Annotated in this window: 14 protein-coding genes; 8 read left to right on the forward strand and 6 right to left on the reverse strand. The window is 67.0% G+C overall.

The features are described 5' to 3' along the window. Window positions 1-82: 82 nt before the first annotated feature. From AWC31_RS05885 to AWC31_RS05910, 6 genes are read left to right on the forward strand one after another with little or no spacing between them, the layout of a single operon-like run. On the forward strand, window positions 83-748 hold the full coding sequence (locus AWC31_RS05885; RefSeq protein WP_085143452.1) for a response regulator transcription factor: 666 nt from the start codon (window positions 83-85) through the stop codon (window positions 746-748). A gap of 2 nt (window positions 749-750) precedes the next feature. Beyond that, entirely contained in the window at window positions 751-1,761 is a 1,011-nt protein-coding gene (locus AWC31_RS05890) for a HAMP domain-containing sensor histidine kinase (protein ID WP_165765920.1), read from the forward strand. Then, complete coding sequence (locus tag AWC31_RS05895; RefSeq protein WP_085143384.1) at window positions 1,758-3,314, forward strand: DUF4153 domain-containing protein; 1,557 nt, start codon at window positions 1,758-1,760, stop codon at window positions 3,312-3,314. The genes AWC31_RS05890 and AWC31_RS05895 overlap by 4 nt, the downstream gene beginning before the upstream one ends. 46 nt (window positions 3,315-3,360) lie before the next feature. After that, window positions 3,361-3,975 carry a TetR family transcriptional regulator KstR2 gene (gene kstR2 / locus AWC31_RS05900; RefSeq protein WP_067858555.1) on the forward strand — a complete coding sequence of 205 codons (615 nt, stop codon included), beginning with the start codon at window positions 3,361-3,363 and terminating at the stop codon, window positions 3,973-3,975. 2 nt (window positions 3,976-3,977) lie between these two features. Beyond that, window positions 3,978-5,126, forward strand: coding sequence for a steroid 3-ketoacyl-CoA thiolase FadA6 (gene fadA6, locus AWC31_RS05905; RefSeq protein ID WP_085143385.1), 1,149 nt, complete (start codon window positions 3,978-3,980; stop codon window positions 5,124-5,126). Window positions 5,127-5,162: 36 nt separating this feature from the next. Then, the gene (locus AWC31_RS05910; RefSeq protein ID WP_085143453.1) at window positions 5,163-6,128 is read left to right on the forward strand and encodes a cation diffusion facilitator family transporter; all 966 of its coding nucleotides are present in this window, start codon (window positions 5,163-5,165) and stop codon (window positions 6,126-6,128) included. On the opposite strand, the gene AWC31_RS05915 is transcribed toward AWC31_RS05910, so the two are convergent. Genes AWC31_RS05915 through echA20 form a run of 5 tightly spaced genes read right to left on the reverse strand, consistent with a single transcriptional unit; the run spans window position 6,112 to window position 10,727 of the window. Next, window positions 6,112-7,224, reverse strand: a complete 1,113-nt coding sequence (locus AWC31_RS05915) for an NDMA-dependent alcohol dehydrogenase (RefSeq protein WP_085143386.1) — start codon at window positions 7,222-7,224, stop codon at window positions 6,112-6,114. The two genes, AWC31_RS05910 and AWC31_RS05915, sit on opposite strands and share 17 nt — an antisense overlap. A gap of 46 nt (window positions 7,225-7,270) precedes the next feature. Next, window positions 7,271-8,341 (reverse strand): (3aS,4S,5R,7aS)-5-hydroxy-7a-methyl-1-oxo-octahydro-1H-indene-4-carboxyl-CoA dehydrogenase, encoded by a 1,071-nt coding sequence (ipdC, locus tag AWC31_RS05920; protein WP_085143387.1) that lies wholly within the window; start codon window positions 8,339-8,341, stop codon window positions 7,271-7,273. A 3-nt stretch (window positions 8,342-8,344) separates the two neighbouring features. Further along, window positions 8,345-9,094, reverse strand: coding sequence for a cholesterol ring-cleaving hydrolase subunit IpdB (gene ipdB / locus AWC31_RS05925; protein ID WP_085143388.1), 750 nt, complete (start codon window positions 9,092-9,094; stop codon window positions 8,345-8,347). Then, window positions 9,091-9,975 (reverse strand): cholesterol ring-cleaving hydrolase subunit IpdA, encoded by an 885-nt coding sequence (ipdA, locus tag AWC31_RS05930; RefSeq protein WP_067858539.1) that lies wholly within the window; start codon window positions 9,973-9,975, stop codon window positions 9,091-9,093. The genes ipdB and ipdA overlap by 4 nt, the downstream gene beginning before the upstream one ends. Continuing rightward, complete coding sequence (echA20, locus tag AWC31_RS05935; protein ID WP_085143389.1) at window positions 9,972-10,727, reverse strand: (7aS)-7a-methyl-1,5-dioxo-2,3,5,6,7,7a-hexahydro-1H-indene-carboxyl-CoA hydrolase; 756 nt, start codon at window positions 10,725-10,727, stop codon at window positions 9,972-9,974. The genes ipdA and echA20 overlap by 4 nt, the downstream gene beginning before the upstream one ends. Before the next feature lie 58 nt (window positions 10,728-10,785). Here echA20 and AWC31_RS05940 point away from each other — a divergent pair, with 58 nt between their 5' ends. Both AWC31_RS05940 and AWC31_RS05945 read left to right on the forward strand, forming a co-directional pair. Further along, the gene (locus tag AWC31_RS05940) at window positions 10,786-11,565 is read left to right on the forward strand and encodes an SDR family oxidoreductase (protein ID WP_085143390.1); all 780 of its coding nucleotides are present in this window, start codon (window positions 10,786-10,788) and stop codon (window positions 11,563-11,565) included. A 14-nt stretch (window positions 11,566-11,579) separates the two neighbouring features. Next, window positions 11,580-12,497 carry an SDR family oxidoreductase gene (locus AWC31_RS05945; RefSeq protein WP_085143391.1) on the forward strand — a complete coding sequence of 306 codons (918 nt, stop codon included), beginning with the start codon at window positions 11,580-11,582 and terminating at the stop codon, window positions 12,495-12,497. A 17-nt stretch (window positions 12,498-12,514) separates the two neighbouring features. Here the strand turns inward: AWC31_RS05945 and AWC31_RS05950 are convergent, their stop codons facing one another. Continuing rightward, window positions 12,515-13,918, reverse strand: a complete 1,404-nt coding sequence (locus AWC31_RS05950; RefSeq protein WP_067858527.1) for a histidine phosphatase family protein — start codon at window positions 13,916-13,918, stop codon at window positions 12,515-12,517. Window positions 13,919-13,921: the final 3 nt, after the last annotated feature.

Below are 13,921 nucleotides of genomic sequence, written 5' to 3' on the forward strand. Positions count from 1 at the left end.
CCTGGGCCGGCGGGTCGATCTCCACGGGATCTTCACAATCGCTGCCCGAAAGCACCACAACCAGCCCTTACAGTCTTGAGGTGTGAGGCGAATCCTGGTGGTTGACGACGAGCCGACCATCCTGGCCGCGGTGGCCACGAGGCTGCGGGCCGAGGAATTCGCGGTCGATACCGCGGTCGACGGCCCGTCCGCGGTAGCAACCGCGGAAGCCACCGCTCCCGACCTCGTTGTGCTCGACGTCATGCTGCCCGGTTTCGACGGCCTTGAGGTGTGCCGGCGGATCCAGGCGCAGCGCCCGGTTCCGGTGCTCATGCTGACCGCTCGCACCGACGAGACCGACATGCTGATCGGGCTCGGCGTCGGCGCCGACGACTACCTGACCAAACCGTTCAGCATGCGCGAACTCGTCGCGCGGGTTCGGGTACTACTGCGCCGGGTGGAGCGGGCCGGCGGCCAGCAGCCCCTCACCGTCGGTGATTACCGCATCGACCTCGCCGAGCGCAGGGTTCACCAGGGTGAGGATGAAATCCACCTGACCCGAACGGAGTTCGACCTGTTGGCGTTCCTGGCGGGCCGGCCGCGGGCGGCGGTGGCACGGGAGACGCTGCTCGAGCACGTGTGGGGTTGGGCGTCCGAGGTGGAGACGAGAACCGTCGACAGCCATGTCAAGGCGCTGCGCCGCAAGCTCGGATCGGAATTGATCCGGACCGTGCACGGGGTGGGCTATGCCCTGGAGGTGCCCCGATGAACGTGGCTGCACTGTGGGACCGGCTGCCGCGGCCGCTGGATCCCTTCGCGTCGTTCAAGGTCAAGACCGGACTTCTCGTGGGCGGTGCGATTCTGCTGGCCTCGTTCACGTTCTGGATCGGCGCGAGCTGGCAGTTCCGGTATGCACTTCTGGCGGCGCTTGCGACCTCGCTGGCGTTGACGCAGTTCCTCGCGCACGGCATGACCTCACCGCTGCGTGAGATGACGGCTGCCGCGCGCGCCATGGCCCGCGGCGACTACAGCATCCGCGTGCGTGCGACGTCGCGTGACGAAATCGGCCAACTGGCGACCGCGTTCAACCAAATGGCGGCCGATCTCGGTGCCGCCGACGAATACCGGCGCGGGCTCATCGGCAACGTGTCACATGAACTGCGCACTCCGATCGCGGCGTTACAGGCGGTGCTGGAGAACGTCGCCGACGGCGTGGCCGAGCCCGATGGCGAAACCATGCGGATGGCGCTCGCGCAGACCGAGCGCCTGGGTGAGTTGGTGACGAATCTCCTCGATCTTTCGCGCGTAGAGGGCGGCGTGATTCCGCTGCAGTTCAGTCGTTTCGCGGTCGAGGAATTTCTGCGCGACGCCGTCGAGCACGCGTCGCTGTCGGCCGGCGAGGTCGAGGTGACGGTTCGGGTTTCGCCGCCGAGCCTGAAGGCCGTCGCCGATCCGGCGCGACTGCGCCAGGTGGTTGTCAACCTGGTGGACAACGCGATTCGGCACAGCCCGCCCGGTGGTCGAGTGTCGGTGCTGGCATCGCGCGCGGGTGGGTTGCGGCTTGAGGTCAGCGACGACGGGCCTGGTATCCCACCGGCTGAGCGAGAGCGTGTTTTCGAGCGGTTCACCCGCGGTGCCACGTCCGACGGCGGGACCGGGCTCGGTCTGGCGATCGCTCGCTGGGCCGTCGAGTTGCACGGCGGCGCAATCGAAGTGATGGATTCCGGGGTGGGCTGCCGCATCCGGGTGACCATACCCGCAACGACGGAGGAGCTGGCATGACGACGATGGTTCCAGGGGTTCCCGGCCCGCATGTGCTCATGGCGCCGCCCCCGCCGCTGGTCGGCCCGGCGCTGCCGCGATACGGCGAGCCGGGCTGGACGGTGTGGTCGCGCCGGGTCTGGCCGCTTGATCCGCTTGCCGCGGCTCCTCGTTCGGTGATGTTGCCTGCGGTGGTCGCGGGTCTCGTCGGGACCGCGTTGTGGCGACCCTCGGTGCTGAGCGTCGGCTATTACGTCGTGGGCGCCCTGGTCTTCGGTGTCGTCTACGGGACCGCCGAACGTCGCCCCACGCGTTGGGAGTGGCTCGGGATCACGTTGACTCTGGCGCTGCTCGCGGTGCCGGGCGTGCTGGCGGCCGAGTGGGTCGGCGTGCTGTGCCTGATGGCGGCGTGGGTGATCGGCTGGTGCACGTTGGTCGGTGGCCGCACGTGGACCGCGGTGTTCGCCGGACCGTTTGTGCCGTGGGTGCTGGCAGGCCGGGTCCGCGGGTGGGCGGGCAGATCGGTGAGAGAGGTGCTGCCGAGCCGGTCGGGTATGCCTAGCGTGGCTCGTGTTGCGATCGTCGGCGGCGTCACGGTGGCTTTGGTGTTCGTGTTCGGCGCACTGTTCGCGGCGGCCGACCCCGCGTTCGCGCACCTGACCGAGAACCTGGTGCCGTCGCTGGCCGGCGACGAGTTCATTGCGCGACTGGTGGTGTTCGGCATCGTCGTGGCTTTTGTCTTGGGTGGTGCCTACCTCGTGCGGTTCGCGCCGCGGCTCGACGCGTTGGCACCGGCGCCGATGAAACCGGTGCCGCGGTGGGAGTGGGCCGTGCCGCTCGGAGTTCTCGACGCGTTGTTCATCGCGTTCGTCGCGGTACAGGCGACCGTGCTGTTCGGCGGGCACACCCATGTGCTCGAGACCGAAGGCTTGACCTACGCCGAGTATGCGCGGCAGGGCTTCTGGCAGTTGCTGTGGGTTTCGGCCTTGACGCTGCTCGTGCTCAGCGGCGTGATTCGCGTGGCCGCACGCGTCACCGCCTCGGATCGGCGGCTGCTGCGCATCCTCGTCGGAACCCTGTGTGCGGCTTCGGTTGTCGTGGTGATCTCGGCGATCCACCGGATGTGGCTCTACCAGCAGGCCTACGGCTTCAGCACCGAGCGGCTGATGGTCATCACCACCGAGGTGTGGCTGGGCGCGGTGTTCGTGCTCGTCGCCATGGCGGGAATCCGGATGTCGGGACGCTGGCTTCCGCGTGCGGTGCTCGTCGCCGGTGTGCTGGCATTGCTCGGATTGGCTGCCCTCAACCCGGAGCGGTTGATCGCCGACCGCAACATCGATCGCTTCGAGCAGACCGGACAGCTCGACGCCGAGTACCTGTCCGGGCTGTCCTCGGACATCGATCCGGCGCTGTACCGGCTGCCGGCGTCGGTGCGGGCGTGCGTGAAGTCCGACGGCGCCGGCCACGACGCGTGGTACCTGTTCAACCTGTCGCGGGTCCGAGCCGATCGGCCGGTGGTCCGGGATCTGCCGGAGCACTGCTCGGCGTACTGGTCGTATCCGCAGTATCGGTGACGAGCCGTGCGTGACCTAGCAAGCGCTTGGTTGCTATGCTGTGTCAATGGCGCCGGATACGCCCAGCCAACCGGCTAGCAGACGCGACGAACTTCTCGACCTTGCCGCGACGATGTTCGCCGAGCGCGGCCTGAAGGCGACGACGGTTCGCGATATCGCCGACTCCGCAGGCATCCTCTCCGGCAGTCTCTATCACCACTTCAAGTCCAAAGAGCAGATGGTCGAGGAAGTGCTGAAAGACTTCCTGGACTGGCTCTTCGCCCGCTACCAGCAGATCGTCGACACCGAACCGACGCCGCTCGGCAAGCTCAAGGGTCTGTTCATGGCGTCGTTCGAGGCCATCGAGCACCGGCACGCGCAGGTCGTGATCTACCAGGACGAGGCCAAGCGGCTGTCGTCGCAGCCGCAGTTCGGCTTCGTCGAGGCGCGCAACAAAGAGCAGCGCAAGATGTGGATCGACATCCTGCAGGAAGGCATGGCCGACGGCTCGTTCCGGCCGGACATCGACGTCGACCTCGTGTATCGCTTCATCCGCGACACCACCTGGGTCTCGGTCCGCTGGTACCAACCGGGCGGACCGCTGACGGCCGAGCAGGTCGGCCAGCAATACCTCGCCATCGTTCTCGGCGGCATAACCGCTCACAAGGTCAAAGGAGACTGAACATGCCTGAGGCATTCATCATCGATGCCGTACGCAGCCCCGTCGGCAAGAAGAACGGGTCGCTGGCGCAGGTGCACCCGATCGACCTCGGCGTGCATGTGTTCCGCAGCATCTTCGACCGCAACGACGTCGACCCGGGCGCGGTCGACGACGTCATCGTCGGATGCGTCGACGCCATCGGCGGGCAGGCCGGCAACATCGGTCGCAACGCCTGGCTGGCCGCGGGTTACCCCGAAGAGGTGCCCGGCGTCACCGTCGACCGGCAGTGCGGCTCCAGCCAGCAGGCCATATCCTTTGGCGCTCAGGCGATCCTGTCCGGTACCGCCGACATCATCCTGGCCGGCGGCATGCAGAACATGAGCTGGGTGCCGATCTCATCGGCCATGATCGTCGGCAAGGAACTCGGATTCAGCACGCCCACAGCGGAATCGGAGAACTGGCGGCACCGCTACGGCGACCAGGAGATCTCGCAGTTCCGCGGCTCCGAGCTGATCGCCGAGCGCTGGGACATCTCACGCGAGGAGATGGAGCAGTTCGCGCTGGCAAGCCATCAACGGGCGTTCGCCGCGATCCGCGCCGGTCACTTCGACAACGAGATCGTCCCGGTCGGCGACTTCGGCGTGGACGAGGGCCCGCGCGAGACCACGCTGGAGAAGATGGCCTCGCTGCAGCCGCTCGTGGAGGGTGGCCGGCTGACCGCCGCGCTGGCGTCGCAGATCTCGGACGGTTCGAGCGCCGTGCTGCTGGCCTCCGAGCAGGCCGTCAAGGAGCACAACCTCACACCGCGCGCCCGCATTCACCACATCAGCGCCCGCGGCGCCGATCCGGTCATGATGCTCACCGGCCCGATCCCGGCCACGCAGTATGCGTTGCAGAAAACCGGCCTGACGATCGAGGACATCGACACCGTCGAGATCAACGAGGCATTCGCCCCGGTGGTGCTGGCCTGGATGAAGGACCTCAAGGCCGACCCGGAGAAGGTCAATCCCAGCGGCGGGGCGATCGCACTCGGCCACCCGCTCGGTGCGACGGGTGCCAAGCTGTTCGCGACCATGCTCAACACACTTGAGCGCACGGGCGGTCGTTACGGTCTGCAGACAATGTGCGAAGGCGGCGGCACCGCCAACGTGACGATCATCGAGCGCCTCTAGTTCGCAACTGCGCGCGCGATGCGCGAGGGTGGTGACATGAGCTCGGCCGAGAACACCACCAAGGACGAGAGCTTCCTCACCGTCGCCATCGCGCTCGGCGCCAACGCGCTCATCGCGATCGCCAAGACCGTGGTCGCGGGCATCACGGGTTCGGCGTCCATGCTGGCCGAGGCCGCGCATTCGTGGGCCGACACCGGCAATGAGGTGTTCCTGCTGATCGGCACCCGTAAGTCGATGAAGCCCGCCGACGCCGAGCACCGGTTGGGTTATGGGCGAGCCGGCTACATCTGGTCGATGTTCGCCGCGTTCGGGTTGTTCACGGTCGGCGCGGTGGTGTCGATCTGGCACGGGATCTCGTCGCTGGGCGGCGAGGCGGAGACGACGTCGTACGGCTGGGCTTACGCGGTGCTCGCCGTGTCGTTCGTGCTCGAAGGCACGTCGTTCGCGCAGGCTTTGCAGCAGACCCGCTCGGGTGCGGTGCGACGGCGCATCCATCCGTTGCGCTACATCCGGGTCACGTCGAACCCGATGTTGCGCGCGGTGTTCGCCGAAGATCTGTCGGCACTCATCGGCATCGTGATCGCCGCGGCGGGCATCCTGTTGCACGAGCTGACCGGAAACGCGATCTGGGATGCGATCGGCTCGATCCTCGTCGGACTGCTGCTCGGCGGCGTCGCGCTGTTTCTGATCGGGCGCAACATGGACTTCCTCACCGGCGAGGCGGTCACGCCTCGCGGACGCGACAACGTGTTGCGGCAACTGCTCGACCACCACGACATCGAACGGGTCAGCTACCTGCACATGGAGTGGGTCGGCGCGGACCGCATCTACCTCGTCGCGGCCGTCGACCTGACCGGCGACGCAGCCGAATCCGACGTCGCCACCCGGCTCAACGCGATCGCCGACGCCCTGCAGTCACGCCCCGAGATCGTGCGGGCGGTCCTGACCCTCACCCGGCCGGGCGACACGACCGACCTGCGCCCGATCAGTGCTCGTGAATGACCACGCCCCGGATGATGCGGCCCGCGAGCATGTCGTCGTAGGCGGCATTGATGTCGCCTATCTGGTACTCGGTGGAGACGGCCTCGTCGAGCAGCAGCTTGCCCGCACGGTAGAGGCTCAGTAACCGCGGGATGTCGTTGCGCGGATTGGCCTCTCCGTACAGGGTGCCCAGCAGGCGCTTCTGGTAAAGGGTCAGCGCCGCCATCGACATCGTCGGCGTCACATCGGTTTCCGGCGCGAGCGCGGTCAGCACCACGGCCCCGCCCTTACCGACGATGTCGAGCGCCTCGCCGACCATGTGGCTCTCGACAAGTCCGACGGCCAGGATCACCGAATCGGCCATACGGCCTTTGGTCATGTCGCCGACGAGCGACGCGGCCTCGGCCATCGATGTCGCGAAATGCGTGGCGCCGAACTCAAAAGCCTTGTACCGCTTGCCCGCAGCGATGTCCACCGCGACGATCTTCTCCGCGCCGGCCAGGCGTGCACCTTGGATGGCGCCGCTGCCCACGCCGCCGCAGCCGATCACCACCACGGTGTCACCGGGTTGCACGTTCGCGGTGTTGACCGCCGAACCCCAGCCAGTCGTGATGCCGCAGCCGATCAAGCACGCTCGCGACAACGGCAGGTCATCGTCGATCTTGACCAGGGACGCCTCGGACACCACGCCGTACGGCGCGAACGTGCCCAACAGCAGCATGACGTTGATGTCCTGGTCGCCGATGTGGCGGCGGTATGTGCCGTCGAGCTGCGTCCCGGTGTTGATGAATGCGCCCAGATCGCACAGGTTCTGGCGTCCGCGTGCACACCAACGGCAGCGGCCGCACGCCGGCAGGAACGACGCCACCACGTGGTCGCCGGGCCGTAGATCGCGGACTCCGGGGCCGACCTCTTCGACGACGCCGGCACCTTCATGGCCGCCGATGAGCGGCAGCGGGCCGGCGAGGTCGCCGGTGCGTGCGTGATGATCCGAATGGCACAGGCCGGTGGCGTGGAAGGACACCAGGACCTCACCGTCCCGCGGCGGGTCCAGCTCGACTTCTTCGATGCTCCAGTCGCCGTTGACGTCCCACAGCACGGGCGCGTTCATCTCCACCAGGCGAGTCTAGGAATGCCGGGGCGACGACACGCGGATTTCGCTGTTACTGCACGAGCGCGGCGGCCGCCCGAAGACGCTCGACGGCGTCGGCGACGATGTTCTCGATCAGCTCGGCGCACGAGGGCAGGTCGTCGATGATGCCCGCCACCTGGCCCGATGCGAGCACACCCGCATCGGTGTTGCCTTCCACCAGACCGGCTTTCAGCAGCATCGGGGTGTTGGCCGCCATGACCACCTGCGACCAGGTGAGTTCTTTGCCGTGCCGCATGGCCATGCCGTCTTTGATCATCGACCGCCAGGTCATGCCCGACATCTTCTTGAACTTCTGCGCGTTGAGCACCGCCGCGGTGAACCCGCGTGCTCGCGAGCCGCTCTCCAGCTTCTCGACCAGGCCCGTGCGCAGCACGCGATGCGGCATCCCGTCGACACGGGTCGACACCACGGTGCCGTCCAGGGCGGCCTGCAGATAGCGCTGTTTGACGGCCTCAGGCACGGTGGAATCCGAGGTCAGCAGGAACCGGGTGCCCATCGCGACCCCCGCGGCGCCGTAGGACAGTGCTGCGGCCAGCCCGCGACCGTCGAAGAAGCCGCCGGCCGCCACCACCGGCATGCCGGTGTCGGCGACCGCGTCGAGCACCGAAGGCAGCAGCAGGGTGGTGGCGACCGGGCCGGTGTGGCCACCGCCTTCGCCGCCCTGCACGATCACCGCGTCGGCGCCCCAGCCCGCGACCTTCTTGGCGTGCTTGGCCGCGCCCACCGACGGGATCACCACCACGCCCGCGTCTTTGAGTTTGGCGATCAGCTCGGGCTTGGGAGCTAGAGCGAAGGAGGCGACTTTGACTCCTTCGCGGATCAGGAGGTCGACGCGCTCGTTGGCGTCGCCGGCGTCGGCACGGATGTTGATGCCGAAAGGTTTGTCGGTGGCCGCCTTGACCTTGGACACCGCGGTTTGCAGTTCCTCCAGCGTCATGGTCGCCGACGCCAGGATGCCGAGCCCGCCCGCGTTGGACGTGGCGGCAACCAGGCGGGCACCGGCCACCCAGCCCATCCCGGTCTGGACGACGGGATGCTCGATGCCGACCAATTCGGTCAGCGGAGTCTTGAGCTTGCCCATCGGCTAAACCTTGACTTCCTTGTCGCGCAACGACTTAGGATCGATCACCTCGCGCAGCAGCTTGAGCTCCTCTTCGGTGGCCAGGCGCGTGGTCTCGGCGTCGGCGAGGCCGTGAACCTCGAACGACGTGTTCTCGGCGACCTGCTCGGCTTCGACACCGGGATGCAGCGACACCGCACGCATCTGGTGGTCGGGGCCGTTGAAGTCGAACACGCCGAGGTTGGTCACCACGCGGTACACGTTGACGAAGCGGTACGCCGGATTGCCGGGATCGACCTTGTCCCAACCGATTCCCGAGACGACGTCGACCGAATCGCAGAACACGCGCTTGGAGTGATTGCCCACCCAGTAGCTCGTCGCGTGGTTGATCGTGTTGCCCGGCGCGCCGCGCACCCCGAACATCTGGCGCGTCGGGTGCTGCAGCGGCCCGAACGCCGAGAGGTTCTGGTTGCCGTACCGGTCGATCTGGTTGGCGCCCATGACCACATGGCGGCGGCCCCACGCCAGGGTCTCGAACACCCTGCCGAACGGCATCCAGCCCTCGATCGCGGCGGCAGCCCCGATCGCCGGGGTGTCGGCGATGAGTCGTGCCTCGCCGTCGGTCAGCAGGATGTCGGGGGAGAACGTCAGCCGAGCCAGCCGGGCCCCGACCGACACGATCGTCGTCATCGGGCTGACCATGATCTCACCGGCGTCGCGGAACAATTCGGCGCACGCGACGGCGCACACCTCAGCGCGGGACACAGACATCATTTCGCCTCCTGGGCCGACTTGAATTCCCGTACCGCGGCCTGATAGTCGGCCTCACTGCCGGACAGATATGTCTTGACGAACTCGGCCCAGCTCTCGTCGGAGCCGGCGGCCTCGGCGTAGTGCCGCTGGAACTTCTCGTCACGTTTGTAGTCGGGTTCGGCCGTGGTGAAGTGCGCCCCGTTCGGGGCTTCGACCACGGTGTCGACCATCATCCGGTTGATCAACAGAGCCTGCGGCGGAACGGCTTTGACCAGTTCATCGGTCGCCACGACACGTTCCACGGACAGGAAACGCTTCTCGGCGGCCATCAGGAACAGGTCGTCGAAGTAGGGGTCGATGCCGGTGTAGGCGGCGTTGCCCTGTGCGTCACCGAGATTCATGTGCACGAACGCGGCGTCGAGCGTCAGAGCCGGCATGGCGACCAGTTCCTCGTAGCCGTCCCCGGTGGGGTAGGGCGACTTCACGGTCTTGAGCTCGTCGCCCCAGAAGGCGCGTACGTCGCTACCGAGGCCGGCGCGAATCGGCAGGAACGGCAACCGCTGTGCGGCGGCTTGCAGGCCGCAACGCAGCATGCCCTCGTCCATTTCGCGGGCCTCGATCGAACCGCTCGTGCGGGCCTTGGCGAACCACGGGTCATAGAAAGGCGGCGAATCGAGTGAGACGAAGCCGTAGTAGACGCGCTTGACCTTGCCTGCCGAACACAGCAGGCCCAGATCGGGACCGCCGTACGTGACGACGGTCAGATCGGTGACGTCGGTGCGCAGCAGCGCCCGCACGAAGGCCATCGGCTTGCGCCGCGAGCCCCAGCCGCCGATACCGATCGTCATACCGCTTCGGATCGACGAGACAGCCTCGTCGAGAGTCGTTCTCTTGTCGCTCATTTGGCCCCCTTGTCGGTTCCGGCAAAAGCGTCACGGTGTTCGTCGGAGACGCCGGAGAGATTCAGCTCGAACGTGAAGCCCTGCTCCATCCGGTAGCTGGAGTTCACCTTCTGCACGTCGATGAGGTTCAGCGCCTCCTTGGCGGCGCGGATCACCCGCGTGTCCTTGGCAGCGATGTCGCGCGCGACCCGCAGGGCGGCCTCGTCGAGCTCGGCCCGCGGCACCACCTCGTGCACGGAACCGAAGTGGTGCAGGGTTTCGGCGTCGACCGTGGCGGCCGTGAAGAACAACCTGCGCATCATGTGCTGGGGCACGAGCCGTGACAGGTGGGTCGCCGCGCCGAGCGCGCCGCGTTCCACCTCGGGCAGGCCGAACTTGGCGTCGTCGGACGCGACGATGACGTCGGCATTGCCGACCAGGCCGATGCCGCCGCCGACGCAGAACCCGTTGACGGCCGCGACGACCGGGACCTCGCACTCGTAGACGGCTTTGAACGCCGCGAAGCAGCCGCGGTTGGCGTCGATCAGGGCAGTGAAGCCCTCGGTGCTCTGCATCTCCTTGATGTCCACGCCCGCGTTGAACCCGCGACCTTCGGCCCGCAGGATCACCACGTGGGTCTGCAGGTCGCGGCCCGCTGCGGTGATCGCGTCGGCGAGTTCGAACCAGCCGCGTGACGGAATGGCGTTGACGGGCGGGTAGTTCACGGTGACCGAGACGATGCCCGGTTCGACTGTGGTGGATGTGATCGTCATCGAGGTCCCTTGATCGCGGTCGCTACCTAAGCAAGCACTTGCTTGGTACGCTAGCACAGTGACCGATACGCCAGAACCCGGTGCGATCAATTTGGGGTTGACCGGCAAGGTGGTCCTGGTGACCGGCGGAGTGCGCGGGGTCGGTGCCGGCATCAGCGCCGTTTTCGCCGGTCAGGGCGCCACCGTGTTGACCTGTGCCCGCCGTCCCGTCGAAGGGCTGCCCTACGAGTTCCACAGCTGCGACGTGCGCGACGACTTCGCGGTCGCGGCGCTCATCGAGTCCGTCGTCGACAAGCACGGCCGCCTCGATGTAGTGGTCAACAACGCGGGCGGCTCGCCCTATGTGCCCGCGGCCGAAGCGTCGGCGAAATTCAGCACCAAGATCATCGAACTCAACCTGCTTGGCCCGCTGTCGGTCTCGCATCACGCCAACGCGGTGATGCAGAACCAGGACGGCGGCGGAACGATCGTCAACATCTCGAGTGTCAGCGGGCACCGGCCTACGCCGGGCACCGCGGCATACGGCGCCGCGAAAGCCGGCGTCGACAACCTCACCAGCACGCTTGCCGTCGAATGGGCGCCCAAGGTGCGGGTGAACTCGGTGGTCGTCGGCATGGTCGAGACCGAACAGTCCGAACTGTTCTACGGCGACGCCGAGTCGATCGCGGCCATCTCGAAGAACGTTCCGCTCGGGCGCCTTGCGAAGCCGGCCGACATTGGTTGGGCCGCAGCCTTTCTGGCCTCGGATGCGGCGTCATACATCAGCGGGGCATCACTTGAGGTGCATGGCGGCGGCGAGCCACCGCATTACCTCGCGACCACAACCGCGATCAAATAGAGGAGATACACAGCATGGGATTGCTCGACGGCCGCGTGGTCATCGTGACGGGCGCCGGTGGCGGGATCGGGCGCGCGCACGCGCTCGCGTTCGCCGCTGAGGGTGCCCGCGTCGTGGTCAACGACATCGGGGTCGGCCTGGACGGCTCGCCGGCAGGCGGCGGCAGCGCCGCGCAGGGCGTCGTCGACGAAATCGTCGCTGCCGGCGGCGAAGCCGTCACGAGCGGCGCCAACGTCGCCGACTGGGCTCAGGCCGAGGGCCTGATCCAGACCGCGGTCGACGCGTTCGGCGGGCTCGACGTACTCGTCAACAACGCGGGCATCGTGCGCGACCGGATGTTCGCCAACACCTCGGAAGAGGAGTTTGACGCCGTCACCGCGGTGCACCTCAAGGGACACTTCGCCACGATGAAGCACGCGGCGGCCTATTGGCGCGCGCAGGTGAAGAGCGGAAGCACCGGCCCCGACGAACTTCAAGCGCGCATCATCAACACGAGCTCGGGGGCAGGCCTGCAGGGCAGTGTCGGGCAGGCCAATTACAGTGCCGCCAAAGCGGGTATCGCCGCCCTGACTCTCGTCGCCGCCGCCGAGATGGGTCGCTACGGCGTGACCGTCAACGCCATCGCACCGTCGGCCCGCACACGGATGACCGAGACCGTGTTCGCCGACATGATGGCAACGCAGGATCAGGACTTCGACGCCATGGCGCCCGAGAACGTGTCGCCGCTCGTGGTGTGGCTCGGCAGTGTGGAGTCGAAAGACGTCACCGGCAAGGTGTTCGAGGTAGAGGGCGGCAAGATCCGGGTGGCCGAAGGCTGGGCGCACGGACCCGAAATCGACAAGGGCGCGCGTTGGGATCCGGCCGAGCTGGGCCCTGTTGTGTCCGATCTCGTCGGCAAGGCCCGCCCGGCCGTTCCGGTCTACGGCGCGTAGCTTTCCCGCTCGTGCAACTAGGCGGCGTCTTCTGAGGCAGCCTTCGCGTCGCCGTCCGCTGCGTTGTCCTTGTCCTTGTCGGCACCGGCGAGCTTCCTGACGGTGTCGCGAACCTGCTGCACGGAGGACTCGACCCCGTCGCGCACGTCTTCTGCCGCCCGGTTCACCCGGTCACGCGCTGCGGAAAAGGCCTTGCCCGGCTCCACCTTGTTGCCGGTGGTCAGCTTCGTCGCGCCGTTGGATGTCCGGACCGTCGAGACCTTCTGTTCGACGGACGCAGTAGCGTTCTCTCCGGCCGATTCGGCGTTCTCGGTGAGATCGCTTGTTGTAGGCGTGATTTCGCTGTCGGCGGTGACGCTGCGGGTACTGAGGTCCGACACCTGTGGCGTGGACTCGTTCAACGAGCCCGGGGTGCCGGTGATCGCATCGACGGTGTCGGTGATCGAATCCTTGACGAACTTGACGCCGGCCGCGGCGACGTCCTGAACGCCTTGGGCGCCGGTCGTCACGATGCCCTGAGCGTCAAGCGACAGGACGGGCAGACGCATGTCGTAGACGGCCTTTTGCGGCGCCACGATCAGATCGCGGACATTGACGAACATCTTGGTCGGGTAGTTGGCCGGGCCGACCTCTTCCCCGGCCCATTCCTTGAGGGTCCAACTGCCGTCGGCATTCTTCTCGACCACGACCGTGTCGGTGTTGTTCAACGGATGCTCAACGATCAACAGCAGATTCGGGTTGTCGACGTTCATCATCGTCCACATCATGATCGTGGCCCCATGCGAGAACACCGCGGCGTCGATCTCGCCGTCGCCGTTGGTGTCTGTGGTGCCCGATTCAACGTCGGCAAGGGCATTCGTCACGCGCTCGTTGAACGCCAGGCCGCTCTCACCGCCGGGGATCGAGACGAATTGCAGGCCCAATGTCCAAGCCAACGGCGCAAGGATGTAGCCGATGCGGCCGATGCCTTCGCTTTCGGGCAGGCCCTCGAAGATGCCGGCACTGATCTCCTGAACGCCGGAGTTCCGCTGGGGATTCTCCGGGTCATACGCACCCAGGATCGTGACCGGCAACCCCAGCTTCTCGGCCAACGGTGCTGCGGTCTCCTGCGTGCGAATCATGGTCGAGGCGTAGACCGCATCGAACGCATCGCACGGCGCACTCGGACATTGAGCATCGGCGAACGCCTGTGCCTGCTCCTCGCCGGTCGGACCGCCGTTCTGATTGACCTGATCATTCGTCAGGTGCGGCCCCGGTGTGCTCGTGTCGATGTACCCGGAGGCGTTGCCCTGCGACTCGGCGTGCCGGATGAACGTCACGGTCATCGCGCCGGCAGGCAGGGTCGCCGCGGCGAACAGGCTGCAAGCCGTCAGAGTGGTCGCGGCAGCGCCGGCGGCCCGGCGTCGCTTGAGGTGTTGCATAAG

The sequence above is a fragment of the Mycolicibacterium wolinskyi genome, assembly GCF_002101965.1.
GTDB lineage: Bacteria > Actinomycetota > Actinomycetes > Mycobacteriales > Mycobacteriaceae > Mycobacterium > Mycobacterium wolinskyi.